A 24,505-nucleotide genomic window follows, 5' to 3' on the forward strand; every position below is an offset into this window, starting at 1 on the left:
AACCAAAAAGAGCGGACTTCTCCGCCCTCCCGGTTTCTTCAATTTGAAGCTGATTAATCTTCGTCAATGGGGAGTGTACATTCATCATACAGTTCTGAGATGTTCTCCCACTCATCATCATCGTCGATCGTAACTAACTCTGGCATGATCTGGTTCTCACTTCCAGGTGATACCCGCAGAAGTTCAACCTCGTCATAAGGTCGCAACGAACTGCGGAGCACCGCATATTGCTGACCGTTCACTTCGAACTCAGCCAACAAGTCATACGGTTGTGATTTACCGTTCTCTTCCTCGAGCTCAACATGAGCACCGAATGCCAGACGCAGTGAATCTGTCCATTTCAGGTCTTTGCGGCTATATTCCGTCATTTAGTTCGCTTCCTCTTCATCATCTTCAGCAAGAAATGTATTAAACGTCTCCTCGACGATATCCCACTCGGCATCATCTTGGATAACGAAAAGTTTGATATCGTCGCCCTCTTCTTCATAACGGAATGCATATACATCCGTTTCGCCATCTTCAGGTTCAACCGGAGCAACCATCATATACTTGGCCTCCGAACCGTCTACTTCAAACTTCATGATGACTTCGAATTCCTCTTCATTACCCTCGTCATCCGCAATGTAAATGATTTCCGCTTCTTCTTCCATACCCAGTTGATCTTCAGCCATTGTTGATCCCCCTCACCTTCTACTATTGGCATCCAAATAATTTTGCAAAATCAAGCTTGCGGCCATTTTGTCCACAACTTGCTTGCGTTTTTTCCGACTGACATCCGCTTCGATCAGCGTACGTTCTGCTGCCATGGTTGTCAGCCGTTCATCCCAAAGGTGAACAGGTAAATTCAGTTCATCCCGCAGGCGATCGGCAAAAGCAATGCATATCTCACCGCGCGGTCCTACGGTGCCGTTCATGTTTTTGGGAAGTCCCACTACGATTTCACTAATCTCATGCTCACGCACAAGTTCGGCAATTCGAGCGAACTCGCCTTCATCACGGCGGCGTTCAAGTACTTCCAATCCCTGGGCAGTCCAACCGAAGGCGTCACTCGCGGCAACTCCGATTCTTCGGTCCCCATAGTCCAAACCTAATATTTTCATCCATGCTCTCCCATCCTGGGGCCTGCTCAGGTCGATTCAACATCGCCTTCTCAAGCTTCAGGCTGTATTCTGTCGGTTCATTTCCCGCTGCTTGCATGGCTGCAACACAGCGGAAGCGGCGTACATTACCGGTGATTGGCCAGATAGGAACGTACAAGCTCTTCAATAAGCTCATCGCGCTCCTTTTTACGGACCAGACTACGTGCGTTGTTGTGACGAGGAATGTATGCCGGGTCTCCGGAAATCAGATACCCAACAATCTGGTTGATCGGATTATACTCCTTATCGACCAGTGCATCATATACCGTGAGAAGAATCTCTTTGGATGATGCTTCCTGTTCGTCACCTTTCACATTAAATTTAACCGTCTTATCCATGGAGTCCATTGATGACACCTCGCTCCTGCATGAACATGGGGACCATGTCCTGCCGAATTGATTTCTGTTTATATAATAACATATTCTGACTGCCACAAGTAAACAAAGGATAAGGCAATTGTGTTTTTTGCTTGTCCTTTACTGGCTTCAGCATACTGCATCATTGGATTTCAGTCGTTCTCAGGTACAAAATACAAATGAACAGAACCATTTCGATTTATATTTTGACGATGATAAGCTGCTCAATGGATTATGCAGTATGCCCACTAACCAATGAAACCGCCAGTTTCAGCGCTTCATCCAGCTTGGTAGCATCCTTGCCTCCGGCTTGTGCCATATCTGGACGTCCACCGCCACCGCCGCCGCATACTGCTGCGACTTCTTTGACGATTTTACCTGCGTGCAATCCTTGTTTTACTTGTTCAGCAGGTACCGCTACAACAAAATTCACTTTGCCATCCGCCGGAGCACCCAATACGAGTACTGCATTAGGCAATTTTACTTTCAGCTCATCTGCCACTGTACGCAGTGCATCCATGTTCGGAGCATCTACGCGTGCTGCCAGTAATTGAGTATTTCCTGCTTGTACCACTTGATCGGTCAGTTGACCAGCTTCCATGGCACTCAGCTTACTTTGCAGGGATTCCGTCTCTCTTGCAGCTTCTTTCAGTTGCAGGTTCAGACCTTCAATCCGTTTGGGTACATCAGCCACATTTGCTTTGAGCAGTGCTGCTGATTGCTTGAGCAGTTCCAACTGGCTTTCCACATACAGATATGCGCCACGGCCAGTTACAGCTTCGATCCGACGAACGCCGGAGCCGATTCCGCTCTCGCTTACCAATTTGAAGATTCCAATCTCTGAAGTATTATTTACGTGACAGCCGCCACAAAGTTCCAAACTGTAGTCTCCGACTTGAACAACACGTACAATATCTCCATATTTTTCGCCAAACAGGGCCATCGCACCCATCTCTTTGGCTTCGTCAATAGCTTTCAGTTCGATGTTCACATTCAGACGATTCCAGATCTGTTCGTTCACCTGACGCTCAATCTCAGTCAACTCTTCCGGCGTAATGCTGCCGAAATGAGAGAAGTCAAACCGCAGACGCTGTGGCTCTACGAGCGATCCTGCCTGGTTTACGTGTGTGCCGAGCACATCTTTGAGTGCCTTGTGCAGCAAATGGGTCGCCGTATGGTTTTTGATAATGTCGCCACGTTTGGCTGCATCCACTTCAGCGTTAATCACATCACCTACACGCAGTTCACCGGACTCCACCGTTACCAGATGTACGTGTTGTCCTAGTGGAGCTTTGAACAAGCCTTGTACTTTCGCTGTTACACCAGCACCGCGCAACAAGCCCTGATCACTCACTTGACCGCCACTTTCCGCGTAGAACGGAGTCTTGTCCAGAACAACCTGACACGTTTGTCCTTCGCCTACGGTTTCAACAAGGGCGTCACCAGCGACGATGGCTACCACTTTTGCTTCCGTCAACAGGTCAGTATAACCAACAAACTCGCTTTTAACCTCCAGCTCAGCAAGTGGTCCACCTTGAACTTTCATGCTCTCACTCTCTTGACGCCCAGCACGTCCAAGCTCACGTTGCTTCTGCATGGAAGCATCAAAACCTTCACGGTCCACAGTCAGACCATGCTCTGCAGCATAATCTTCTGTCAGGTCAAACGGGAAACCGTACGTATCATACAGTTTGAAAGCTTCAGGTCCGCTAATAACCGTGCGTCCTTCGGATTTGGCAGTACCGCTAATATCAGCCAGAATCGCCAGACCATCTGTTAGTGTTTCGTGGAAGCGCTCTTCTTCCGTTTTAATCACTTTGGCGATAAACTCTTGTTTGTCTACGACCTCAGGGTAGTACATGCCCATCACTTCACCAACCGTTGTAGTCAGTTCATACAGGAATGGACGGTCGAGTCCAAGCACTTTTCCATAACGAACCGCACGACGGAGCAGGCGGCGGATGACATATCCACGCCCTTCATTACTTGGCAGCACGCCATCACCTACTGCAAAGGCAACGGTACGGATATGATCGGCAATGACTTTCAGTGCAACATCGATTTCGACACTGTCGTTATATTTCACACCCGCAAGAGCGGCTGTTCTTTGAATCATCGGTTGGAACAGGTCTGTGTCAAAGTTGGAATCCACATTTTGCAGAATGGAAGCAAAACGCTCCAAACCTGCACCTGTATCAATGTTTTTGTTAGGAAGCGGTGTGTAGCTGCCGTCCTTGTTATGGTTGAACTGGGAGAATACCAGGTTCCATACTTCCAGATAACGTTCGTTTTCCCCACCTGGATACATTTCAGGATCACTCATGTCGTTTCCGTAAGCTTCGCCGCGGTCATAGAAGATCTCGGTACAAGGACCACATGGACCTTCGCCGATATCCCAGAAGTTTTCATCCAATTTAATGATACGCTCAGCAGGCAGTCCCACTTTTTCGTTCCACAGTTTGAATGCTTCCTCATCTTCCGGATATACCGTTACGGAAAGGCGCTCCGGATCGAAACCGATCCACTCTTTGCTGGTCAGGAACTCCCACGCCCATGTTACGGTCTCTTCCTTGAAGTAATCTCCAATAGAGAAGTTACCGAGCATCTCGAAGAACGTATGGTGACGACGCGTTTTGCCGACATTCTCGATATCATTGGTACGGATACACTTCTGGGAGTTCGCAAGACGCGGGTTCTCCGGCTTCTCACGTCCGTCAAAATAAGGCTTGAGCGGTGCCATACCTGCATTGATCCACAGAAGGGAAGGATCGTTGTGAGGCACGAGCGATGCGCTCGGCTCGATTTTGTGACCTTTACTTGCAAAAAATTCTATCCATTTGGACCGGATTTCACTGGCTTTCATACTGGATGCCCCCATTAAATTATAATAGTCCGTTGCGTATTCGCTCCGGTTGGTCAACATTGTTTTCTGTAAAAATAAACACAAAAAACGCCCCTGAATAATCAGGGACGATGTTATCGCGGTACCACCCTGGTTATTGCTGTTTATCCCTTGCTGCGTAGATAAACAAACAATCTCCTCGTTCATGCGAAATAACGGTCGCTCCCGGCAGGGTTGTCCTGCACTCCGAAATTAGCTTTCTGCCGCTTCATCTTTCAAGACTCTTCCAGCCATCAGTTCAGGTTCACCCTGATCCGAAGAAGTCTATTCTCTGAGGAAAGGAACCCTCGGCGTACTTTATTTCATCATCGATTTCATGTTCTAAACATACACACTCATTATATCGGTAGCACAAGCGGGTGTCAACGCAGGCTAGCTGTTGTTGTAACCCTATTTATCAGTCGATCCTACGTTTGATGTAATAGGCGAAAAAGTGTTGCACAATCACCTTTAGTACGGCAAAAACGGGTACTGCCAGAATTAAACCTACAATGCCTGCCAGTTCGCCTCCGACGAGCAGTGCAAATATAATGGACAGTGGGTGCAAATGCAACGTACGTCCCACAACCTGAGGAGAGATAACGTTACTCTCCAGCACTTGGCACAGGGTGTTCACAATGACCACAAGTAGCACCATTTTAAACGACACGGTTGATGCCATGACCACAGCAGGAGCAGCACCAAGGAACGGCCCCAAGTAAGGCACAATATTAAACACAGCTACAATGCTTGCAAGCAGCAGGGCATATGGCATATCAATGACGATATAACCAATGTAGGCAAAGATGCCAACAATAACACAGACAATAAACTGGCCCCGAATGTAGTTCCCCAGTGCAGTATCGATTTCTTTCATCACGGAGACAATCGCTTTACGGCGTGAACGCGGGAGATATGCCACTATAGTGCGCTCAAACACCTCAAAGTCTTTTAACATATAAAATATCAGAAATGGCACGATGAATACATTGAATAACACATTAATGGTCGCCCCGATATTGTCCATAAGCACGGTAATGCCCTGAGTTAGTCGATCCTCCATCTGAAAGAACCAACTGTTCATGCCTGTTCGCACACTTGGCGGCATTAATTTGTGATCCATATTGTTCATCAGGCTCTGGGCACGCATGGACAGCTCCGGCATATGCTCGTTGAGTTCCTCCAGCTGTTCAATCAATACCGGAATCACATTCATCAGAATGACACCGATGCAGGTCAGGAAAAAGGCATATATGAGCAGTACCGCAATCGTACGCGGCACCTTGCGCCCTCCCAGCATGCTGACAATCGGATTAAGTACATAGGATATGATAAGAGCTACGATAAAGGGTGCCAGCACTGTTTTCAGGAATGCATATATATGAAGCAGTAAAGGCCGCAGCAACCAAATAAAATATAGAATAATTAATCCGAGCAGCAGCCAGATCGCATAACGGAACAGCTTGTTTTTGGTTAATTGCTCCACTTGTATCTCTCCTTTTGGACTGGCTCTGAGAGTCAGTATATGTAGGAAAGGTAAAATTTATTAACACAGCGCAGAAGTGGAAGGAGCAATTCGAACATTTTTTCTTAAACCCAAAAAAACGCCTCCTTCATCAGAGAAGGAAGCGCATTTTGCAGTAAAGGGTAGCATATAATCATACATGTGCAACCCGAACCATTATGTAACCGCATCTATATACATGTGCCATCATATAACGACAGCATCCCATGACATGCATTGTCATGAAACCGCATATAGAGGAAGTTATCCTGCTTATTAAGAAGAAGCGTGAAGATGAGGGAAGTCTTGTGGCAGCTCGTCCCCGAAAAACAGATCATCCAGGGAGCTCAGCGTACCGTCTTCTTCCACTTGATATACAGACATTTTCTCACCGTTTACCGTTAATTCGATAAAGCATCCCCAGCAATAAAACTGGTGGGAACCAATTTTCCCGATATCTTTGGAACTACAGTTTGGACATTTCATATTCATTCACCTATCCATTAACAGAATGAATGGCATTTTCCAAGCGCTGTTCACTCAGAGACGGTACCATAATGGCACTTTCCCCGATAGACATATCGCTTGTACATGGCAGCCATTTGCGGCCCTCGATCAGATCGGACACAAAACCGTCCGTAATTTCAATCCCTATTATTGTATTTCCCAACTCTTGGTCAAAATAAACATCGGAGACACGCCCAAGCAGCAAACCTTCTTCGGTGAGCACGGACATCTCCTTCAATTTAGACCGACCGAGGAGGTACGTGTATTTTATGTCGTCGGCTCCCGTCTTGCGGACAGCCTGTTGATTACGGATCATGACGGCATCTTCGCCGTAGGCAACGATATCTTGCCACTGCACGATTTTGACATGATTGGTAAACAGGCCTTTGTTCTCAAGTTCAATGCCTTCAATCTGCCAATCATCATTCACAATGAAATCCTGGATTTTACCGACCTGCTTCCCGTCCTCCACATCAAAAACGGCAAGTCCGATCATTTCCTGAAGCTTCATCGCTGGGTCCCCCTCATCTTCTTATCATTAAATAGGCGCGGCGCTATTGCTAGGTATGCCCAAAGTTGATGAGTGGCAATCAGACGCCGATCATCAAAACCGCTTCTATCCAACCGATGAAATGGAACTTCTTCCCTCCTTCTGTTCCATGTGTAAAGTTCCCCTTAGGGTCTATTACGCAGTCGTCCAAGAATGGTTCCAATTTTTTCGGCGGTTATCATGATTTCTTCCGTAGTATTACCCAATCCCCAGCTAAAACGAATCGCAGAATGTAAAAATGTTTCAGGCAGTTTCATCGCTTTGAGCACATGAGAGACTTCAAGTGAACCGGAAGTGCAGGCAGAACCGCTTGCAACAGCAATCCCTTCCATATCCAAATTCATTAACATCGTCTCTGTGGACACTTCCGGAAAGCTGATATTCAGGATGTTCGGCAGCGTATGCTCCGCGTGTCCATTCACATGAAAGTGCTCCGTCCCCACATGGATTTCAAGCTGTTCCAACAAAAGTTTGCGCAATTTCAAATCATGCTGACGATGCGTCTCCTTTTGAGCTGATGAAATCTTGAGAGCCTCTGCAAATCCGGTAATACCTGCGATATTTTCCGTACCAGCGCGCCGCTGACGTTCTTGCAACCCACCGTGGGCTCTTGCTTCCAACACGATTCCTCGCCGTACATAGAGTACACCGACACCCTGAGGCCCATTGATTTTATGCGCTGAGAAGCTAATCAGGTCCACAGGAAGTTCCTTACAGGAAATATCCTGGCTACCCAGAGCCTGAACTGCATCAGTATGGAACAGAATATTGTGTTTACGTGCAAGCTCACCGACCTCACGGATCGGCTGAATGGTGCCCACTTCATTGTTGGCAAACATCATGGTAATCAGAACCGTATCCGGCCGGATGGCCTCTTGCAATTCATCCAGATTTATTCGACCGTGACGATCCACAGATAGATAGGTTATTTCATAACCTTGCCGCTCCAATTCCTGACACGTATGCAAAACAGCATGGTGCTCAATTGCGGTCGTAATGACATGTTTCCTCTGATCTTGCCTTGCTGAGACTGCTCCGAAAATCGCCAGATTGTCGCTCTCCGTGCCACCTCCGGTAAACACCAATTCGTCCGGGAAACAGTCCAAAGACGCCGCAATGACATCCCTTGCTCCGCTGACAGTCCGTTTGGCTTCACGCCCAAAGGCATGGATACTTGATGCATTGCCAAATTGTCCTGTCATGACGTTCATCATCGCTTCTGCGACTTGTGGATGCATAGGTGTCGATGCGGCGTGATCCAAATAAATTCGTTTCATTTATTTCCACCCCGTTATATGTTAAATTTCTATCTCATGGCGTACTGTCAAATTGGAAATTGAAATGGATGCTCTATTGTCGCATCTTCGTGTATAATGTTCTATATCCATTTCAAAAAGGAGAGAGAGACATGAGTGATCCCATTCTCGGGCAGATTCTGAATCAACTTCAACAAATGGACAAACGATTCGACAGCATCGACGTACGTCTTGAAAAGATGGAAGACAGACTAATTACCATGGAAAGTAGATTAGACACCATGAATGGTAGATTTGATACCATGGATGGTAGATTGGATACCATGGATAGCAGATTGGACACTATAGAGGAACAAACCAAGAACATCCCACTTCTTCAACAAGCTGTTCTGGAAACATTGACCGTTACGAAACGGCTTGACGCTTCCCACTCCGCCTCTGAACGCAAAGTAACTACCGAATTGAATACCCATCAGCACAGCATTGATATTTTGAATCGCCGTCAGTTACGCATGGAAGCTGATATAGAAACTTTAAAAAGTCGCTGATTCACAAGATATCCCGTTAAACTCACACTTCACCAACTTGTAAATCCGCGGCTGAATACATAGTCCTTACTTCCCTGAAGTGATCTGTAGAAATGGTAGAACAAAGTACCCATTGGTGCGTGTTCAAAGAGTCTGCTTTTCAATACCGAGAAGATCAGACTTCTTGAAATATCTCTATTGGCATGTCTAAAGCCCCCTAGTTGGGGGCTTTAGTGTGTCTTCTGCGATGCGAATAATGACCCTAAATATAGAACATGTAGCTATCTTTTTTCTCTTGATCCTGGAATGTAATCAGGTCTTTCAGTGTTGTGGAATCCAACACTTCCGCAATACCGTCACGGATTCGCAACCATAGATCACGCTTCGCCGGATCATCTTCCTCTGTGAAGTCTACTGGAGAGATTGGCCCTTCCAGTACACGGATGACATCACCTGCAGTTACGGTTGCAGGATCACCTGCAAGGATATAACCGCCGTATGCACCTCTAATGCTCTTCACCAGTCCTGCATTACGTAGTGGAGCAATCAGTTGCTCCAGGTAATGCTCCGAAAGCTGGTTGCGCTCGGCAATGCTCTTAAGTGATGTAGGGCCTTCGCCTGTTCTGGCAGCAAGCTCCATCATGATTGTGAGGCCGTAACGGCCTTTTGTCGATATTTTCAAAGGAGTCACCTCTTTCAATTTTCAGTAACGATTGGAAACTTTATATTGTATCCTGTAGTCCATGACCATTTGTTTCACGATCTGTCCACAGCAGAGATTCATAGAACTCATTTTTAACTTTCTAATTCTCCGTATTCCGATCATAACCCTCAGCTAATGTTAACATATCTGCATGCTTTATGGAAAAGAAAGATTGACGATATTCCAAAATGTGCGTCTGTGGTGGACACTATCCAAAATTGGCCGGGTGTATCGTATCTTGGGTCCGGTTATGCTAGAATAAGAAACGAAACACATTTATATATAGAAATGGTGATAACGATGTCCAAAACAATTGAAAATACACGGGTCGTCGTTGGCATGTCCGGAGGTGTCGATTCTTCTGTTACCGCGTTGCTGCTGAAAGAACAAGGTTACGATGTCATCGGCATTTTCATGAAAAACTGGGATGACACCGACGAGTTCGGCCACTGTACCGCTGAAGAAGATTCAGAGGATGTACGCCGCGTATGCGAACAGATCGGCATTCCTTACTACACTGTCAACTTCGAGAAAGAATATTTTGATAAAGTATTTACCTATTTCCTTGATGAATATAAGTCGGGTCGCACGCCAAATCCGGATGTCATGTGTAATCGTGAGATCAAATTTGGTGAATTCCTGAACAAAGCTCTGGATCTCGGCGCAGATTATGTAGCTACAGGACACTATGCTCGTCTGATTGAAGAAGATGGCACATTCAAACTACTGCGCGGTGTGGACAACAATAAGGACCAGACGTATTTCCTTAACGCACTCAATCAGAACCAGTTGTCCAAAGCCATGTTCCCGATTGGTCACTTGCCCAAACCGGAAGTACGCAAAATTGCAGAAGCGGCTGGCTTGTATACTGCCAAGAAAAAAGACAGCACAGGTGTCTGCTTCATCGGTGAGCGTAATTTCAAAGAGTTCCTGAGTAACTATCTGCCTGCCAAAGGTGGAGACATGGTTGATATCGTGACCGGTGAAGTCAAAGGCCGCCATGATGGTCTGATGTACTACACACTTGGACAGCGCCAAGGTCTTGGCATTGGTGGTTCAGGCAATGGTGAGCCCTGGTTCGTTGCAGACAAGAATCTGGAGAAAAATCAACTGCTTGTTGTTCAGGGCGATGCCCATGCAAGCCTGTACTCCACTGGTCTAACCGCAACGGGTGTGAACTGGATTGCTGGTACAGAGCACATGCCTAATGTGCCATACCGTTGTACTGCCAAATTCCGCTATCGTCAGCCGGATCAAGGTGTTACACTGACCTGGCAGGAAGATGGAAGTGTGGACGTGCAATTTGATCAGCAGCAAAAAGCCATCACGCCAGGACAAGCCGTTGTTTTCTACGACGGAGAAATCTGTCTGGGTGGGGGTACGATCGATCAGGTGCAAAAGGTACCTGTACCCGCAATGCAATAATAGAGCTTGTCCATAAAATGCGGATTATACACAATACCGTGTATCCCTATTAAAAAAGCCGTCTTTCATGTATACCATGAAGGATGGCTTTTTTCCTGCTTTTCTTTGCAAAAAAAATAAAAATAGTTCGTTATGCAGTCAACCAGAATCCTGCCAAGGAGGCCAACACCCCAACTCCAACCGAACTGACGACATAGAGCGCGGCGCTAGCGTATCGTTGACGACCCATAAGTCCTAACGTTTCATAGCCAAAAGTGGAGAATGTGGTGAACGCACCGCAGAATCCGGTTCCCCAGATCACCCAGATTACATCTGAGATCATTACCGATTGATGCCACCCGTATAACAGCCCCAGCAACAATGAACCACTGATGTTAATGATCCATGTCCCCCATGGAAAAGCCGTTCCCAGCAAGCCCGAGACCCATTTTCCCAGACTGAAACGCAGTACAGCCCCCAGTACACCAGCCAAACCAATCCATAAGATCATGAGGCATCACCCTCTTGTCTTGGTGTTCCCAACATACGCTGTCCGATGCTCATTCCCAACGCACAAAGCATTAATCCTGCTAACACACTTGCGATCATATAAAGGACGGCATTCACCCATTCGCCCCCTTCGGATAAACGAACAATATCCAATGTAAACGTGGAGAACGTCGTAAATGCGCCGGTAAAACCTGTGCCAATCGCCAGTCGAAGTTGTGGTGTTATTTTGCCTGGAATAGCGATGGTAAAGAACCACCCTAAAAAAAGACTTCCCATTGCATTGATTAGCAGCACTGCCCAAGGGAACCCCCCATGGACAGTTGGTATCGCTAACTGTATGGCATATCGGGTTAATGTCCCAAGAAATCCACCCGCTCCTATATACATAAGCTCTTTCATGTTGTGTGCATCTCCCGATTGATCTGTCTGTTCTTAAAATTCCCTGCGCCGCTGTTGGTTCAGCCTGATCTTCGATTCGTTGCCTTGTTCCGTTGCCTCATAGAATACTCTACGTGAAAGCTGTTTTGGTAAATATTCCTGCTTCACATAATGCCCCGAGTAATTGTGCGGATATTGATAGCCCTCATGTCCAAGTTTCACGGCACCCGAATAATGCGTATCTCGCAAGTGCAGCGGAACTTCTGCCAATTTCACTTCATCAATGGCGTTCATGGCTTTGGAGATGGCGGTGTATACCGCATTGGATTTTGGACTTTCGACCGCGAACAGAATCGCTTGTGCGATGTTCAGCTTGGCTTCGGGCCAGCCGTTATTCCGGTATGCATCAAGTGCTCCAATGGCCTGGGTCATGGCTTGCGGGTTCGCAAGTCCAATGTCTTCACTGCTCGCTGCAATCAGACGCCGGATGAAGGTCATTGGGTCCATACCGAGCTTCTCCACCGCGTATAAAAACCAGAACAGCGCCGCATCACTAGAACCCCGGATACTCTTGTGAAAAGCAGACAGCACATCATACTGGGTAGATTCATCGGCCTTCACAATAGGGCGCCGAATAGACTCTTCAGCTACACCAAGCGTAATATGAATGGAGCCATCCTTCTCCGGTGGCGTCGTCAACGCAGCCAGTTCAAGTGCGTTAAGCGCACGCCGAATATCCCCATTGGCCATCGTGGCAATATGCTCAAGCGCCTCATCGTCTGCCTGTAATTCCATGAACCCCAGACCTTTGTCCGCATCACTCAATGCTCTGCGCATCGCAATAAGGGAATGATCCTTGTTCAGCGATTCTAGCTGGAACAGAGTTGAACGGCTCATTAGGGCCCCATTGACGTAATGAAAGGGATTCTCTGTCGTCGCGCCGATAAAAATAATCGTGCCCTTCTCTACCGCTGGCAATAACGCATCCTGACGTGAGCTGTTAAACCGATGCACCTCATCGAGGAACAAAATGGTTTTGGTTCCATACAGCTGTTTGTTCGTTTGCGCCTGTTCGATGACTTCACGCACATCCTTGACAGAAGCTTCCACTGCATTCAGGCGAACGAACTGTCCCTGCGTTTGCTGAGAAATAATATGTGCCAGGGTTGTCTTGCCACATCCCGGAGGGCCATATAACAAGATGGACGAAATCTGATCCGCCTCGATGGCGCGCCGTAGTAATTTCCCCGGTCCAATAATATGTTCCTGTCCAATATATTCATCCAGATGCTCTGGCCGCATGCGGTCCGCGAGCAATCTGGCTTGTGGTTTGGAGTCCTGCTGAAACGAAAATAAATCCATTGCTTATCACTTCCTTAACGGATTGCCTTAACATGTGTACATTTACACTTCTGATGTATTACCACTCTCTATCATATCATACTCCCGTGGTAACATAGCTATAAATGCGCCAAGCGCACTGCTGACAAACGCATCCTTGCGTGTAATAAAACGAGTCATCATTCTACTTATGCCAGAAGGGAGCGAATGTTTGCGAAGATTTCCATTTGCGATTTGCTGCCGAATCACAATCTCTGGTAACAGAGAAATCCCCATTCCGGACGTCACTCCACTAATAATCGCCTCCAGCGTTCCAAACTCCATAATCACTGGACGATTTACCCCACTTGAGTTCAACCACTCCTCTAAAATCTGTCGGTAGGAGCATCCCATGCTGTAGACAAGGATCGGCTTACGGGTAAGCTCTTCTTCGGGCCCCACACCCGACGAGACCACAAATAACTCTTCATCAAATACATCGATGGACTCGATATCGGGATGATCACAGGAACAACCAATGAAAGCCCCTTCCATTTCATACCCAATAACTTGATCAATAAGCATCTGCGAATTACCCGTAGCCAGTGACAAGGACACCTCGGGATACTGTTGATAATATTTTGCAAAAAGCTCAGGTAAACGAACTGCTGCTGCCGTCTGAGTAGACCCTATTCGCAACGGACCCGATGGTGTGCTCGTCGCCCGTAGTGCCTTGGAAGCATCATTCAGCAAACCAATAATTTTATCCGCATACGTCAGCAGCATCTCTCCGGCTGGAGATAACGTCATGCCCCGGTTATGACGAATGAACAACGTTGTACCCACTTCTGCTTCCAGATGCCTGATACGTGCCGTTACATTGGATTGAACATACCCCAGTTTAGCAGCAGCTTTGGTCAGATTCCCTTCCTGTGCAACACACTGAAATATTCTAAGATCCCCGCTCTCCATGGTCCCCCCACTCTGACATCATTCAAAATGATATCCACTTCATTACCAATCATTATACTTCATGTGCAAACCGGACTACAATTCATGTAGATCCCTAACCAGTCCTCTGACTGGATGATGATAAGGAGTGTTCAGCATGACATACTGGAAAAATAGAGTTGCTTTGATCACAGGTGGCGGAACAGGCATAGGCCGTGCTGTAAGTCTAATGCTGGCTAAGCGTGGAGCGTTGGTCGCCGTCAACTATTCGCGCTCCAAAGATGCAGCAAGCGAGACTGTTCAACACATTTTGGATACGGGCGGCCATGCATTCGCCGTTCAAGCTAATGTTGCCAATGATCTTGATGTCCGGCGCATGGTCACCACAATAACTGAAACCTATGGCCCAATTACTGCACTTGTAAATAACGCCGGAATCACGCATCACATCCCCATGCACGATCTGGAGTCTGTTACAGATGACGTCTGGAATGAGCTGGTGGATGTGAATGTGAAAGGCATGTTTCATTGCGTGCGTGCAGTGACGGAAGGCATGAGACAGGCTGGTGGGGGTTCCATCGTGAATCTGGGCAGCATTGCAGGCAGTACGGGTTCTGGCTCATCCCTCCCTTACTCCGTCTCCAAAGCGGCAGTTCACGGCCTGACCTTATCCCTTGCGCATGCACTCTCACCACACATTCGGGTGAATGCTATCGTCCCTGGCGCAGTTGCTACAAGGTGGTGGGCTGGAAACGAGGAGCGAATGCATCGTCTCAGTGGAGAAGTATTATTGCAGAAAATTGCCTCGCCTGAGGATATCGCACACATGATATGTGCTGCGCTTGAACAGCAATCCATGACCGGGCAGCTCATTACTGTAGATAGTGGACAAACGTTATGAACTCCAGACATGAAAAAGGTATCCGCACCATCCAACCCTTGAAGTATACAATTTTGATCATTCTGACAACGCTAATCATGGGTACTTCGTTTCCAGTCGGCAAGATCGGTATGTTATATGCTCCACCTTTCCTGCTCATGGGTCTACGTTATGTACTGGCAGGCAGCTTGATGGCCTGGTATCTACGTAAACGCCCATTACCTACCCAGTGGCAGTCTTGGTTGAAAATAATCCTTATTGGCCTGTTCCAATCCGCAGGAGTGATGGGCTGCGCCTACTACAGCATGAACTGGATTACCTCTGGCGAATCGGCCATTATTACATTTACCAATCCGTTGCTGGTCATTATCCTCAGTGCTTTCTTATATAGACTGACCTACCGCTTCAGTCAGTGGATCGGTGTTATGCTCGGTTTCATGGGGATTATGTTAACCTTTGGATGGCAGATGAGTTTTAGTCCTGGCACCTGGATTGGATTCGGTGGTGCGATCTCCTTTGCCGTGTCCACAATGCTTATCAAACGCTGGGGCGATGACTACGATACTTTTGTCTTAACAGCCTATCAGATGCTCGCGGGAGGTGCTGCGCTTCTTCTACTGAGCGTATGGACTGAACATCCTCACTTTATAGTGAATACCACCTCGGTGATCGTACTGCTCTGGTTAACGCTTGTTTGCTCCATCATGCAATTCTCGCTTTGGTTTTATTTGCTGCAACATAGTGATCCGGCTCAAACCAGTTCCTATCTGTTCCTGGCACCATTCTTTGGTGTATTGTCGAGTTGGATCTTGCTGGGAGAACATGTCCAGTGGTTTGCATTGGCAGGTGGTTTACTCATTGCTATCGGCATATTCCTGGTGAACCGTCGCTCGTCCAGAATGGGAAATAGGGTAACATAACCCTAAACTTCCACTGTCGTTCTTTCTCAGAGGTTTAAGCATTCTTGCACAAATGCAGAAAAGGCATGCGCTTATGGGACATTTCCCCATGAACGTCATGCCTTTTAATGTTTAACAGACTTTATTCACCCAAGTTCTGGCCAACCCTGAATAGTTACGGGCTCGCCGCCCGGATTATGTGTTGCGGCCGCGTACTCTGGCAAATCACCATCATGGAAGAGCCACAATTCGTGCAAGGCCCGTGTACACCCCACGTACAGCAGCTTTGCATCACCGGCATTCGGCAGATAATGCTTCTGATCTACGTCTGCCACGATAACGGCATCAAACTCCAACCCTTTGGACAGATAAACAGGTAAAACGGAGTGTCCGCCCGTGTACTGCTTTTTGCCACCGTCGATCAGGTTCAGATCCCAGCCTGCGGCCTGCAGTTCACGATGAAGTTCCTCTGCTTCATGCAGGGTACGGGTCAGGATGGAGACCGTTCGGTAGTCTTTGACCGTTAACACCTTCAAAGCCTGCTCCAGACTCGCCGTCCGCCCATCGCCTCCATAAGCCAATGTCCGAACCGGATCACCACTACGGAAAACAGGGATCGCCGTAATTCCGCTCTTGACACCACGTTCCAGAATCGTATTGGCATAGTCGATAATTTCCATCGTTGAACGATAACTTCGGGTCAATGCAAAGTATGCATTCTGCTCCTCAGGAAACAGAGAACTCATCTCATCCCACGCATGAACACCACGGTACTCATGAATCCCCTGGGACAAGTCACCCAGTATGGTGAAGGAATGCCCTTTGACGAACTGATCCAATAACGCCACATGAAAAGGGGAAAAGTCCTGCGCTTCATCGATTACGACATGATCGAACCGCTCCGAACCCTCAATATCATGAACCAATGTATGGATGTATACCAATGCAGGCAGATCCTCTTCACGGACGATATCCTGCTTCAGATCTGCTGCCGTTTGTTTCATGACCAATTTTGGAATAAGCCCGCTGAGCGAGGTTGGCACTGTGCCACCCTTTGCAGCTTTGAACAGCTGTTTGTATAACGTAAGCGGCTCGTATTGAGGCCATTTTTTGGCATAAGCTTTCTCACGAGTAGATGCTTTTTTCTTGCGTTCTTTACGCACAGCTTCTGGCATCGGTTTCTTAAGTTCCATCTCAATCCAGCGGTGAACCCGCGCCATGACCCGTTCTTTGCGTTTGGCCAGCGGATAATGTTTGTATTCCTCACCAAACCAGTTCTCAATCTCCGTCTTGCTAAGCACCTTACCATCCCATGGGCTGAAATCCATATCCGGTACGGAGTCCGCTTCCATCCCCGACAGCCACTCTCGAATAAGTTCCATGAAACGGATCGATCCTTTATACCGTCCAGGTACATCATCATTCAATTCAGGCCGTGCATCTGGTGTTTCGAACCAGGTGTTGAGCGTATCTGACGTATTCGCCAAAGGCATCTCCAGCCCCAGCAGGTTCATCGCCCAATCCGGGAATGTCCGTTGCTGGATGTCCCCTACTCCGAGTTCCGGGAGCACATCCGAGATGTAATCCAGGAACATGTGGTTGGGTGCAAAAATAACCATTTTCTCCGCAGATACCTGCTCCTTGTACTGATACAGCAAAAAGGCCAGCCGATGCAGGGCAACCGTTGTTTTCCCGGATCCAGCCACACCCTGAATGATCAATGCGGTGTTTCTCGCCGCACGAATGATCAGATCCTGCTCCGCCTGAATCGTAGATACGATGTCACGGAGCTTGTTATCCTTGTTCTCTCCCAGACGATAAACGAGGAATTCATCAGATACCGCTGGCTGGTCGCTGTCACGGTTATATGTATCCGCCACACGTTCCAATATCCGCTGTCGAATGACAACGTTTCGTTTCAGGTACACCAGACCTTCAATTAGCCCTTCTGGGGCTTCATACGTTGCGGAGGCTTCGCCTCCTGTAAATGAGTAAAACAGGCTGGCGACAGGAGCACGCCAGTCGATGACGAGCGGATGCTCTCCCACCTCTTCGCGGTCTACGCCGACTTTGCCAATATACAGCGGTTTCCGTGCACCACTGCCCTGTTCTTCGAAATCCAAGCGTCCGAAATAGGGTTGCTGCGCGCTCTTGGACAAGGCGGTGCGGCGCTCTTCGCGTCCAGCTTCCAGCACTTGTTCTGTGAAGTCGTGGCCGGTATACACCGGAATATTTTGCAGTCGTTGCAACTGACTGTCCACTTCCTCCATCGTTCGCTCTAACCTGTACTCTTCTTCTTGATAGGCACTTTGAAAGCTGTCTGACATGTTTCAGTTACCTCCTAAGAATATGTTTTGCTCTGCATCACCTAGATCTGGAAATACAAAAGGATACTTACTATATCACATAGGGCAATTGAAAGCCACATCCGTTTTGTAGGCTTACTTTTGTAATATATGAGGCTCATCTGAATTGATAATTAATGATGGCACTGACAAGCGCACAACAACCAAACAAAATAAACCACCAGGCCCACTTGTTTCTGGTCTGCCTGTGCCTGCTGTTCAATACGCCGTAAATCCCAATTAGCAATACGATGGTGGAAAAACTAATTCCTACGATCCAACCAGCCATGATATCTGCCCCCATTGTTTTCAGTACACACGATTAGTCTCTTATTTCCTGTGTTTTAAATGAAAAGCTCCTCCTCGAATATCCACTTGGAATTCACTTTTTCCACTTTTGTGTATTAGATTATTGCTGTCCCCGTGAAGGGGAGTCAAATCAAATTCACTTTTAAGTGCTCCTGATCTTTCTTTAAGTATAATTTGGAAACCTTCGTTATCTGGAATGGAGACTACTGCCTGTCCCCCCGTGGATACGGAATACAAGCTCTCCGGCATATTAAGACATTCCATATTTAAACTTCTGCCTGTAATGGTAAATTGCAAGTGACGGAATTCTCCCGAAATGTCGATTTTGGCTGAAGTGGATTGAAGATTGAATTTATCTGCACAAAGATGTTGTCCACTCACTGTGGATGCCACTGCGTACAATTCAAGCTCACCCATCTTCCCTGACAATTCTACACGACCTGAGGTGATCTTACATTGACAGCGAGTGGCCAGAAGTCGATTCAACCGGAGTTGTCCTCCTGTGGAGTTTAGCAAAATACGTTTATAAACCCGAGCTGGTAGATGAATTTTCAATGCTGTTCGACCTATATTTAACCCGATGAGACCTCTCATCTTTCTTCCGTCTACGATGTTTAAGGTTCCTCCACGTATGTCAACTTGCATCAGTCTTCGCTTGGAGAACCACACATCCGCATATTGCGTGACGTGAATCAGTTCATCCACACTCGGAAGAATGCTGATATCTCCTGATAACCAATTTAGCTGTATATCATGAATGGATTGATCAATATCTAGGCTCTTGCATAGGGCAAGCTCACTATTTTTGAACATCGTTCCCATCTCCATTTCAAACAAGCATGTGTGTGTGCTTACTCCGGATTCACATAACCTCCCGTGCTGGCATGCCGATTGGTAATACGTTGAATAAGCTGTTCACTTACGATATCCACTCCCAAAAGCTTCATCATGTGCTGTAGAAACTTGAGTCTTTCCAATGTCTGTGCCTCATCCCGTCCAAAAAGAAGAGGGTTGATCCAGATATTAACGAGTAGCATGAAGATTTCAGCGCATTCCAGCGGATATTCGACAGAGATCGATCCATCACTCTTGCCTTGCTCCATGATATTGGCAATAATTCGTGCGTCTTTTAGAACACCCTTCCTGATTCCACCAAGTACAAACTGTGGATTCTTGATCTGAGTGCTTAGAACCTGATCAATGGAGTTAGACTGAATGCCAGGATCAACAATAATATTTTCCAAAATACTGATGAGCTTCTGTCTGGCATTCGGAGCATGCGTGTTCTGGATGAGTTCCATAAACATGTCTTCTGCCCGCCCAAGCTCCTTCTCCATCACTGCACTAAGGATATCCTCCTTGGACTTGAAATGATGATATATTGCACCTTTGGACATACCTAATTCATCTATAATGTCTTGAATACTGGTCTTTTCATATCCCTTTTCGGTAAACATTTGAGTTGAGACTGCCAGAATCAGGTCCAGTGTCTGCTCAGGGTATTTATTTCTGGCCATAATGCCCTCCTTATACATACCAACGGTCGGTATCTATAATATAGGTTATGTTGGATCTATTGTAAATATGAGGGATCAAATCAAACAAAAAGGATCTCCGTTGAAATACCTCAGGGGTATAACGGAGATCCTGCAATAATGGGAATTACTCTTCGTTTTGTACTGTAGCTGCGTTTCCTTCCTGTGCCACAAACTGTTTCTGCGCTAATTCACGGTATACCGGATGATTGCCAATTAATTCAGCATGAGTTCCTGTTCCGGTCACATGTCCATGCTCTAGTACAACAATCTGATCGGAGTCCACCACTGTAGACAACCGGTGCGCGATCACAATCGTGGTTCTGCCTTCCATAAGGTTGGACAGAGCCTGTTGTACTTCATACTCCGAGGTACTGTCCAGACTGGACGTTGCTTCATCCAACATGAGAATGTCAGGACTTCGTAGCAGCGCCCGTGCAATGGCAATCCGCTGACGTTGTCCCCCGGATAACTTAATTCCCCTCTCGCCTACTTCCGTCTCATATCCCTGTGGCAACTTGTCGATAAAGTCGGCAGAATAGGCCATCTCAGCAGCTTGCCGGATCTCATCCATCGTGACCTCACGATCCAATCCGTACGTGATATTATCTTTGATCGTACCCGCCATAAGCGGACTTTCCTGAGACACATACCCGATCTTGCTGCGCCAGGAGGACAAAGAATATTCCGTTATCGCTTGTCCCCCATACGAAATATGGCCTGAATCGGGCATATAGAACTGCTCCATCAAAGAGAACAGCGTTGATTTACCGCTACCGCTTGGGCCAACAATCGCCGTCACTTTACGTGTAGGTACCGTCAGATTAATTCCGTGCAACACTTCTTCACCTGTGACATAGGAAAAGTGTACATCATGGAACGCAATCGTCTCATTTCCTTTTGGAGCTACCTTGGTGCTATCATGCGGCTCTTCCTCATCAGCAAGAATAGCTTGTATGCGCTCTGTTGCACCTACAACTTTTTGCAAACGGGAGTATAACGTCGTGAACTGCCCCATTGGCATAATGACCTGGAACAACAGCAATATAAAGGCGACCAGTTCACCTGGTGACAGCATACCAGACGCTACACGCATTCCCCCTACACCAAGAATAACGACCAATACTGCCGTCATGACAAATGTAAACAAAGGACCGATCAGCGCAAGGATGCGTGCTTCCTGCAAGCCAAAAGCAAACATTTTACGAATCCGGGAATCCCCGGCTTCTGATTCCTGTTTCTCCGTTCCATAGGCTTTGACCAAGCGAATCTCACCAATAACCTGACTAAGTACGGATGTAAGACCTGCCATCTCATCCTGCTGTTTCTTGGAGATTTTGTACATCTTCCTCCCCACTGGCAACAGGATCAACAGCGTAAGTGGCACCAGACTCAGAATAATGAGTGACATCACCCAATCCAAATAAAAAAGTAACGCCACCCCACCTACAACGGCAACGATGTTCGACACAAAGGAGACCAGATAATCTGCAATCAACGTCATGATCTGGCTTGTATCATTCGTAATCCGGCTCATCGTATCGCCTGTCCGATTGCGATCGAAATATGGCATTCGCAGCGACAATACTTTGTTCCACAGCTTCGTGCGAAGTGTGGCGACCACACGTTGTCCTGCGTAATTTAACATATAAATGCTGATACCCGAGGCAATCGCCTGAATCACAAATGCACCGAGCAACAATAAAATAACCGATTTGTTCAGTGCCGAAGTGGTTAGTCCATCAATCAGACCTTTGGTCATCAGTGGCACAATCAGTCCGGCCGTCGTCTGAATCAAGGTCAGGATGAGGGCCAGGATCAGGATCAGTTTTGGCGGGTTCGTGGAAGCGATCAGCTTGACGAAATCCTTAAATCCTTTTTTTCCTACCTTCGGTTCCTTCTGCCCTGCTTGCTGCTGTTCTTCCATTCCCGTTCCTCCCGTTCTACATCTGCTCACCAGAAATCATACGTATGAACTTATATAACGTTGCCTTTTGTTGTATAACACAACTTTACAAGATGCCGTGCAGCACAAAATTGGCCAAAAAGAGGATGGATATGCCATACATGACCACAGGCACCTGTTTACCCTGACCTGCTGCCAGCTTCGCAAGTGGATAGGCAATAAATCCAAACGCCATCCCGTCCACGATGCTATATGTGAATGGAATCATGACCATGATCAGAAAAGCAGGAAAAGCCTCTGTAAAGTCACCAAAGTCCATATCTTTCACACCTTGCACCATCAGACCGCCAATAATGATCAAAATGGGTGCAATCGCACTGTCTGGAATGTAACCGAGCAGAGGGATGAAGAAAAAGGTTGCCCCAAACAACACGGCTGTAACGAGCGGAGTTAACCCTGTGCGTCCACCTGCGGCAATACCAGCTGTCGTCTCGGCGGCGGCCACTGGAGGACTGCTTCCAAATATGCCTGCCAGCACGGTACTAATCGATAGTGCCCGCAGACTTCCCTTGAAGCGCTTCGGACGACCAATCATCTGTGTCTGAGCTGTAATTAAACCGATATTTTCGAACACCACAATCAGCAGCAACAAAAATACCGCGATCCAGAATGCTACATCAGCCAGCTTCATCAAGGACAATTCACCAAACAAACCGCCATATTGACGTAGCGCATCCATCGCTGATACGGATTCACCCGGATTCACTGCTCCAAGTACATAGGCAAGACCTGTCCCGACCAAAATACTAATTAGAAGTCCGCCTTGCACATTACGGATAAATAAAATCAAGGCCAGCACCAGCGTAACGCAGGCTGTAATGACATTCGGATCATTAAAGTGACCAATCGCGACAAATGTCGTCTGATGCGCGATAACGATTCCACTTTTTTGCAAACCAATAAACGTGAGGAACAAACCAATCCCCACCGTAATACCATGCTGCAGATTTTTGGGAATGGCTTCGCTGATCATTTTGTATAGAGAAGTAAACGCAACAATGGCAAACAATATACCTGTAACGGTTACAACGGCCAGCGCTTCTTGCCAGCTTAATTTCATGGAATGTACGAGTGTATACGTGAAAAATGCATTAATCCCCATTCCGGGTACAACGATAATCGGTGATTTTCCGCCAAATGCCATGAGTAAACAGCCTGCGATCGATGTCAGCAGGGTTCCAACCATAGCTGCCTGCAAAGGCATTCCGGCATCGGAAAGAATTGTAGCATTGACCATAACGATATAGACCACGGCAAAATAGGAAATGGCTCCCGCCACAACTTCCTTCTTCCACTGGTCTCCTGGCTCCATGCCAAGACGTCTGGCCATCCATCCGTGTTTCATTTCGTTCTATTCCCCTCTCTCTCTATAAGCTGAATAACAGAGTATTTACACTCCACCACTACGTTAACAGAACAACCTTCCGATCGCTGTTATCCCCAGATTTTTTGTTTGAATTTTTAAATGTACGAATCCGGTGATAGCGTATGCTTCCGATGTAGCTTTCTTTAAGAAAGCTTTTAGGCGAACGCTCTGCTTCTTCAGGTTTCTTCTGTCCTCTTCGTTCTTGTGTAAACCTTATTCAGCTTATATAGCCGCAAATTCTTTTATGTATGTATCATCATTTCGCGCAGCAGTGAATATCATACACGGTTTTGACGTTGAAGTACATGACGTAACTCTGACATTTCTTCAGGAATGCGGTTCGTCTATCATAGACGTTTGATGTCTCATCCGCTCTATCTTCCGGGGTATAATTATACAAAAAAGCGCAGATGCCTTAAGGGCATCTACGCTTCTTCTGTTGGCAGCAAGTTATTGCTGCTTGTTCTCTGCAATTTCTAACAAATCCTTAATCGCAACACTGACCATAATCAGTCCGGCTACCGGAGGCACGAATGAGTTACTCGCAGGTGGCTGTTTGGCCTTGCGAATTTCCGGAGCATTCTCGGGAACGATTTTTTGGGTTACGTCCTCGCGCGGTTTCATCGGCTTTTCAGTTGAGAAGACCACTTTTACACCTTTTTTAATGCCGTCTTTACGAAGTGTGGTACGCACAACACGGGCAATCGGGTCCATGGTCGTTTTCGAAATATCCGCAACCTGGAATTTCGTTGGATCCATTTTATTCGCCGCACCCATGCTGGAAATCATCGGAATTTTACGTTTCAGGCACTCTTTAATGAGATGGATTTTGTAGATAATCGTGTCGGATGCATCCAGCACATAATCCAGTTCATATTTGAACAGTTCCTCATACGTTTCTTCCGTGTAAAACATATTCAATGCAATGGCATCACATTCCGGATTGATCAGTTTCACCCGTTCCACCATCAGGTCCGCTTTTTTCTGTCCCACTGTTGTGGTCAGCGCATGAATCTGGCGGTTGATGTTGGTAATGTCCACGACATCTTTATCAATCAGAATGATGCGTCCAACGCCGCTACGGGCAAGAGCTTCTACAGCAATTCCACCCACGCCGCCAATACCGAGCACAGCGACTGTACTATTTTTCAATGCGTCCAGACCTTCAGGTCCGATCGCAAGCTCTGTTCTTGAAAATTGATGGAGCATTGAGAATCGA

25 protein-coding genes are annotated in these 24,505 nt (G+C 47.0%); 4 read left to right on the top strand and 21 right to left on the bottom strand.

What is annotated here, in order from left to right; all coding sequences use genetic code 11:
- Positions 1 to 53: 53 nt before the first annotated feature.
- From MKY85_RS23180 to MKY85_RS23220, 9 genes are all read right to left on the bottom strand, one after another.
- Entirely contained in the window at positions 54 to 368 is a 315-nt protein-coding gene (locus tag MKY85_RS23180; RefSeq protein ID WP_339236954.1) for a DUF1292 domain-containing protein, read from the bottom strand.
- Positions 369 to 671, bottom strand: a complete 303-nt coding sequence (locus tag MKY85_RS23185; protein WP_278298550.1) for a DUF1292 domain-containing protein — start codon at positions 669 to 671, stop codon at positions 369 to 371.
- Positions 672 to 683: 12 nt separating this feature from the next.
- Positions 684 to 1,100, bottom strand: a complete 417-nt coding sequence (gene ruvX / locus MKY85_RS23190; protein WP_036616953.1) for a Holliday junction resolvase RuvX — start codon at positions 1,098 to 1,100, stop codon at positions 684 to 686.
- Between the two features lie 125 nt (positions 1,101 to 1,225).
- Positions 1,226 to 1,486 (bottom strand): IreB family regulatory phosphoprotein, encoded by a 261-nt coding sequence (locus MKY85_RS23195; protein WP_036616950.1) that lies wholly within the window; start codon positions 1,484 to 1,486, stop codon positions 1,226 to 1,228.
- Between the two features lie 241 nt (positions 1,487 to 1,727).
- A complete protein-coding gene (gene alaS, locus MKY85_RS23200) occupies positions 1,728 to 4,358 on the bottom strand; it encodes an alanine--tRNA ligase (RefSeq protein ID WP_342570871.1) in 2,631 nt (876 codons plus the stop codon).
- Positions 4,359 to 4,794: 436 nt separating this feature from the next.
- Positions 4,795 to 5,862: an AI-2E family transporter gene (locus MKY85_RS23205; RefSeq protein ID WP_253440170.1), complete on the bottom strand. Its 1,068-nt coding sequence runs from the start codon at positions 5,860 to 5,862 to the stop codon at positions 4,795 to 4,797.
- Between the two features lie 294 nt (positions 5,863 to 6,156).
- On the bottom strand, positions 6,157 to 6,366 hold the full coding sequence (locus tag MKY85_RS23210; RefSeq protein ID WP_017686815.1) for a hypothetical protein: 210 nt from the start codon (positions 6,364 to 6,366) through the stop codon (positions 6,157 to 6,159).
- Between the two features lie 10 nt (positions 6,367 to 6,376).
- Positions 6,377 to 6,898 (bottom strand): PRC-barrel domain-containing protein, encoded by a 522-nt coding sequence (locus tag MKY85_RS23215; protein ID WP_339236963.1) that lies wholly within the window; start codon positions 6,896 to 6,898, stop codon positions 6,377 to 6,379.
- Positions 6,899 to 7,062: 164 nt separating this feature from the next.
- Entirely contained in the window at positions 7,063 to 8,214 is a 1,152-nt protein-coding gene (locus tag MKY85_RS23220; RefSeq protein WP_342570872.1) for a cysteine desulfurase family protein, read from the bottom strand.
- A 131-nt stretch (positions 8,215 to 8,345) separates the two neighbouring features.
- Here MKY85_RS23220 and MKY85_RS23225 point away from each other — a divergent pair, with 131 nt between their 5' ends.
- The gene (locus MKY85_RS23225; protein WP_342570873.1) at positions 8,346 to 8,741 is read left to right on the top strand and encodes a hypothetical protein; all 396 of its coding nucleotides are present in this window, start codon (positions 8,346 to 8,348) and stop codon (positions 8,739 to 8,741) included.
- A 241-nt stretch (positions 8,742 to 8,982) separates the two neighbouring features.
- On the opposite strand, the gene MKY85_RS23230 is transcribed toward MKY85_RS23225, so the two are convergent.
- Positions 8,983 to 9,402 carry an Rrf2 family transcriptional regulator gene (locus MKY85_RS23230; protein ID WP_062835876.1) on the bottom strand — a complete coding sequence of 140 codons (420 nt, stop codon included), beginning with the start codon at positions 9,400 to 9,402 and terminating at the stop codon, positions 8,983 to 8,985.
- Positions 9,403 to 9,723: 321 nt separating this feature from the next.
- Between MKY85_RS23230 and mnmA the strand changes: the two genes are divergently transcribed.
- Entirely contained in the window at positions 9,724 to 10,848 is a 1,125-nt protein-coding gene (gene mnmA, locus MKY85_RS23235; protein ID WP_150364602.1) for a tRNA 2-thiouridine(34) synthase MnmA, read from the top strand.
- A 130-nt stretch (positions 10,849 to 10,978) separates the two neighbouring features.
- Here mnmA and crcB (MKY85_RS23240) read toward each other — a convergent pair whose 3' ends face one another.
- From crcB (MKY85_RS23240) to MKY85_RS23255, 4 genes are read right to left on the bottom strand one after another with little or no spacing between them, the layout of a single operon-like run.
- The gene (crcB, locus tag MKY85_RS23240) at positions 10,979 to 11,338 is read right to left on the bottom strand and encodes a fluoride efflux transporter CrcB (protein WP_342570874.1); all 360 of its coding nucleotides are present in this window, start codon (positions 11,336 to 11,338) and stop codon (positions 10,979 to 10,981) included.
- The gene (crcB, locus tag MKY85_RS23245) at positions 11,335 to 11,736 is read right to left on the bottom strand and encodes a fluoride efflux transporter CrcB (RefSeq protein ID WP_342570875.1); all 402 of its coding nucleotides are present in this window, start codon (positions 11,734 to 11,736) and stop codon (positions 11,335 to 11,337) included. Before crcB (MKY85_RS23245) ends, crcB (MKY85_RS23240) begins: the two co-directional genes overlap by 4 nt.
- Positions 11,737 to 11,769: 33 nt before the next feature.
- The gene (locus tag MKY85_RS23250) at positions 11,770 to 13,077 is read right to left on the bottom strand and encodes a replication-associated recombination protein A (protein WP_342570876.1); all 1,308 of its coding nucleotides are present in this window, start codon (positions 13,075 to 13,077) and stop codon (positions 11,770 to 11,772) included.
- A gap of 42 nt (positions 13,078 to 13,119) precedes the next feature.
- Positions 13,120 to 14,007: a LysR family transcriptional regulator gene (locus tag MKY85_RS23255; protein WP_342570877.1), complete on the bottom strand. Its 888-nt coding sequence runs from the start codon at positions 14,005 to 14,007 to the stop codon at positions 13,120 to 13,122.
- A 136-nt stretch (positions 14,008 to 14,143) separates the two neighbouring features.
- Between MKY85_RS23255 and MKY85_RS23260 the strand changes: the two genes are divergently transcribed.
- A complete protein-coding gene (locus MKY85_RS23260; RefSeq protein ID WP_342570878.1) occupies positions 14,144 to 14,887 on the top strand; it encodes an SDR family NAD(P)-dependent oxidoreductase in 744 nt (247 codons plus the stop codon).
- A complete protein-coding gene (locus MKY85_RS23265) occupies positions 14,884 to 15,786 on the top strand; it encodes an EamA family transporter (protein ID WP_342570879.1) in 903 nt (300 codons plus the stop codon). The genes MKY85_RS23260 and MKY85_RS23265 overlap by 4 nt, the downstream gene beginning before the upstream one ends.
- A 125-nt stretch (positions 15,787 to 15,911) precedes the next feature.
- On the opposite strand, the gene MKY85_RS23270 is transcribed toward MKY85_RS23265, so the two are convergent.
- The 7 genes from MKY85_RS23270 to MKY85_RS23300 form a co-directional block, all read right to left on the bottom strand.
- On the bottom strand, positions 15,912 to 18,092 hold the full coding sequence (locus MKY85_RS23270) for a UvrD-helicase domain-containing protein (protein WP_339236986.1): 2,181 nt from the start codon (positions 18,090 to 18,092) through the stop codon (positions 15,912 to 15,914).
- A gap of 136 nt (positions 18,093 to 18,228) precedes the next feature.
- Positions 18,229 to 18,399: a hypothetical protein gene (locus MKY85_RS23275; protein ID WP_339236988.1), complete on the bottom strand. Its 171-nt coding sequence runs from the start codon at positions 18,397 to 18,399 to the stop codon at positions 18,229 to 18,231.
- A gap of 41 nt (positions 18,400 to 18,440) precedes the next feature.
- Positions 18,441 to 19,232 (bottom strand): DUF4097 family beta strand repeat-containing protein, encoded by a 792-nt coding sequence (locus MKY85_RS23280; protein WP_339236990.1) that lies wholly within the window; start codon positions 19,230 to 19,232, stop codon positions 18,441 to 18,443.
- Between the two features lie 38 nt (positions 19,233 to 19,270).
- Positions 19,271 to 19,936 (bottom strand): TetR/AcrR family transcriptional regulator, encoded by a 666-nt coding sequence (locus MKY85_RS23285; RefSeq protein WP_339236992.1) that lies wholly within the window; start codon positions 19,934 to 19,936, stop codon positions 19,271 to 19,273.
- A gap of 145 nt (positions 19,937 to 20,081) precedes the next feature.
- Positions 20,082 to 21,881, bottom strand: a complete 1,800-nt coding sequence (locus MKY85_RS23290; protein ID WP_339236995.1) for an ABC transporter ATP-binding protein — start codon at positions 21,879 to 21,881, stop codon at positions 20,082 to 20,084.
- A gap of 85 nt (positions 21,882 to 21,966) precedes the next feature.
- Positions 21,967 to 23,265 carry an NCS2 family permease gene (locus tag MKY85_RS23295; RefSeq protein ID WP_339236997.1) on the bottom strand — a complete coding sequence of 433 codons (1,299 nt, stop codon included), beginning with the start codon at positions 23,263 to 23,265 and terminating at the stop codon, positions 21,967 to 21,969.
- Between the two features lie 471 nt (positions 23,266 to 23,736).
- Positions 23,737 to 24,495: a tRNA threonylcarbamoyladenosine dehydratase gene (locus MKY85_RS23300; RefSeq protein ID WP_091020457.1), complete on the bottom strand. Its 759-nt coding sequence runs from the start codon at positions 24,493 to 24,495 to the stop codon at positions 23,737 to 23,739.
- Positions 24,496 to 24,505: the final 10 nt, after the last annotated feature.

It is taken from the genome of Paenibacillus sp. FSL R5-0749 (assembly GCF_038595085.1).
GTDB lineage: Bacteria > Bacillota > Bacilli > Paenibacillales > Paenibacillaceae > Paenibacillus.

Coding starts and splice junctions, on each gene's coding strand:
- MKY85_RS23260 (WP_342570878.1), top strand. CDS start 14,144: ATGACATACTGGAAAAATAGAGTTGCTTTGATCACAGGTGGCGGAACA.
- MKY85_RS23285 (WP_339236992.1), bottom strand. CDS start 19,936: ATGGCCAGAAATAAATACCCTGAGCAGACACTGGACCTGATTCTGGCA.
- MKY85_RS23225 (WP_342570873.1), top strand. CDS start 8,346: ATGAGTGATCCCATTCTCGGGCAGATTCTGAATCAACTTCAACAAATG.
- MKY85_RS23290 (WP_339236995.1), bottom strand. CDS start 21,881: ATGGAAGAACAGCAGCAAGCAGGGCAGAAGGAACCGAAGGTAGGAAAA.
- MKY85_RS23195 (WP_036616950.1), bottom strand. CDS start 1,486: ATGGACTCCATGGATAAGACGGTTAAATTTAATGTGAAAGGTGACGAA.
- MKY85_RS23220 (WP_342570872.1), bottom strand. CDS start 8,214: ATGAAACGAATTTATTTGGATCACGCCGCATCGACACCTATGCATCCA.
- MKY85_RS23275 (WP_339236988.1), bottom strand. CDS start 18,399: ATGGCTGGTTGGATCGTAGGAATTAGTTTTTCCACCATCGTATTGCTA.
- MKY85_RS23255 (WP_342570877.1), bottom strand. CDS start 14,007: ATGGAGAGCGGGGATCTTAGAATATTTCAGTGTGTTGCACAGGAAGGG.
- MKY85_RS23280 (WP_339236990.1), bottom strand. CDS start 19,232: ATGTTCAAAAATAGTGAGCTTGCCCTATGCAAGAGCCTAGATATTGAT.
- MKY85_RS23210 (WP_017686815.1), bottom strand. CDS start 6,366: ATGAAATGTCCAAACTGTAGTTCCAAAGATATCGGGAAAATTGGTTCC.
- MKY85_RS23300 (WP_091020457.1), bottom strand. CDS start 24,495: ATGCTCCATCAATTTTCAAGAACAGAGCTTGCGATCGGACCTGAAGGT.
- MKY85_RS23265 (WP_342570879.1), top strand. CDS start 14,884: ATGAACTCCAGACATGAAAAAGGTATCCGCACCATCCAACCCTTGAAG.
- MKY85_RS23270 (WP_339236986.1), bottom strand. CDS start 18,092: ATGTCAGACAGCTTTCAAAGTGCCTATCAAGAAGAAGAGTACAGGTTA.
- ruvX (WP_036616953.1), bottom strand. CDS start 1,100: ATGAAAATATTAGGTTTGGACTATGGGGACCGAAGAATCGGAGTTGCC.
- MKY85_RS23180 (WP_339236954.1), bottom strand. CDS start 368: ATGACGGAATATAGCCGCAAAGACCTGAAATGGACAGATTCACTGCGT.
- alaS (WP_342570871.1), bottom strand. CDS start 4,358: ATGAAAGCCAGTGAAATCCGGTCCAAATGGATAGAATTTTTTGCAAGT.
- MKY85_RS23250 (WP_342570876.1), bottom strand. CDS start 13,077: ATGGATTTATTTTCGTTTCAGCAGGACTCCAAACCACAAGCCAGATTG.
- MKY85_RS23295 (WP_339236997.1), bottom strand. CDS start 23,265: ATGAAACACGGATGGATGGCCAGACGTCTTGGCATGGAGCCAGGAGAC.
- crcB (WP_342570874.1), bottom strand. CDS start 11,338: ATGATCTTATGGATTGGTTTGGCTGGTGTACTGGGGGCTGTACTGCGT.
- MKY85_RS23215 (WP_339236963.1), bottom strand. CDS start 6,898: ATGAAGCTTCAGGAAATGATCGGACTTGCCGTTTTTGATGTGGAGGAC.
- MKY85_RS23185 (WP_278298550.1), bottom strand. CDS start 671: ATGGCTGAAGATCAACTGGGTATGGAAGAAGAAGCGGAAATCATTTAC.
- mnmA (WP_150364602.1), top strand. CDS start 9,724: ATGTCCAAAACAATTGAAAATACACGGGTCGTCGTTGGCATGTCCGGA.
- crcB (WP_342570875.1), bottom strand. CDS start 11,736: ATGAAAGAGCTTATGTATATAGGAGCGGGTGGATTTCTTGGGACATTA.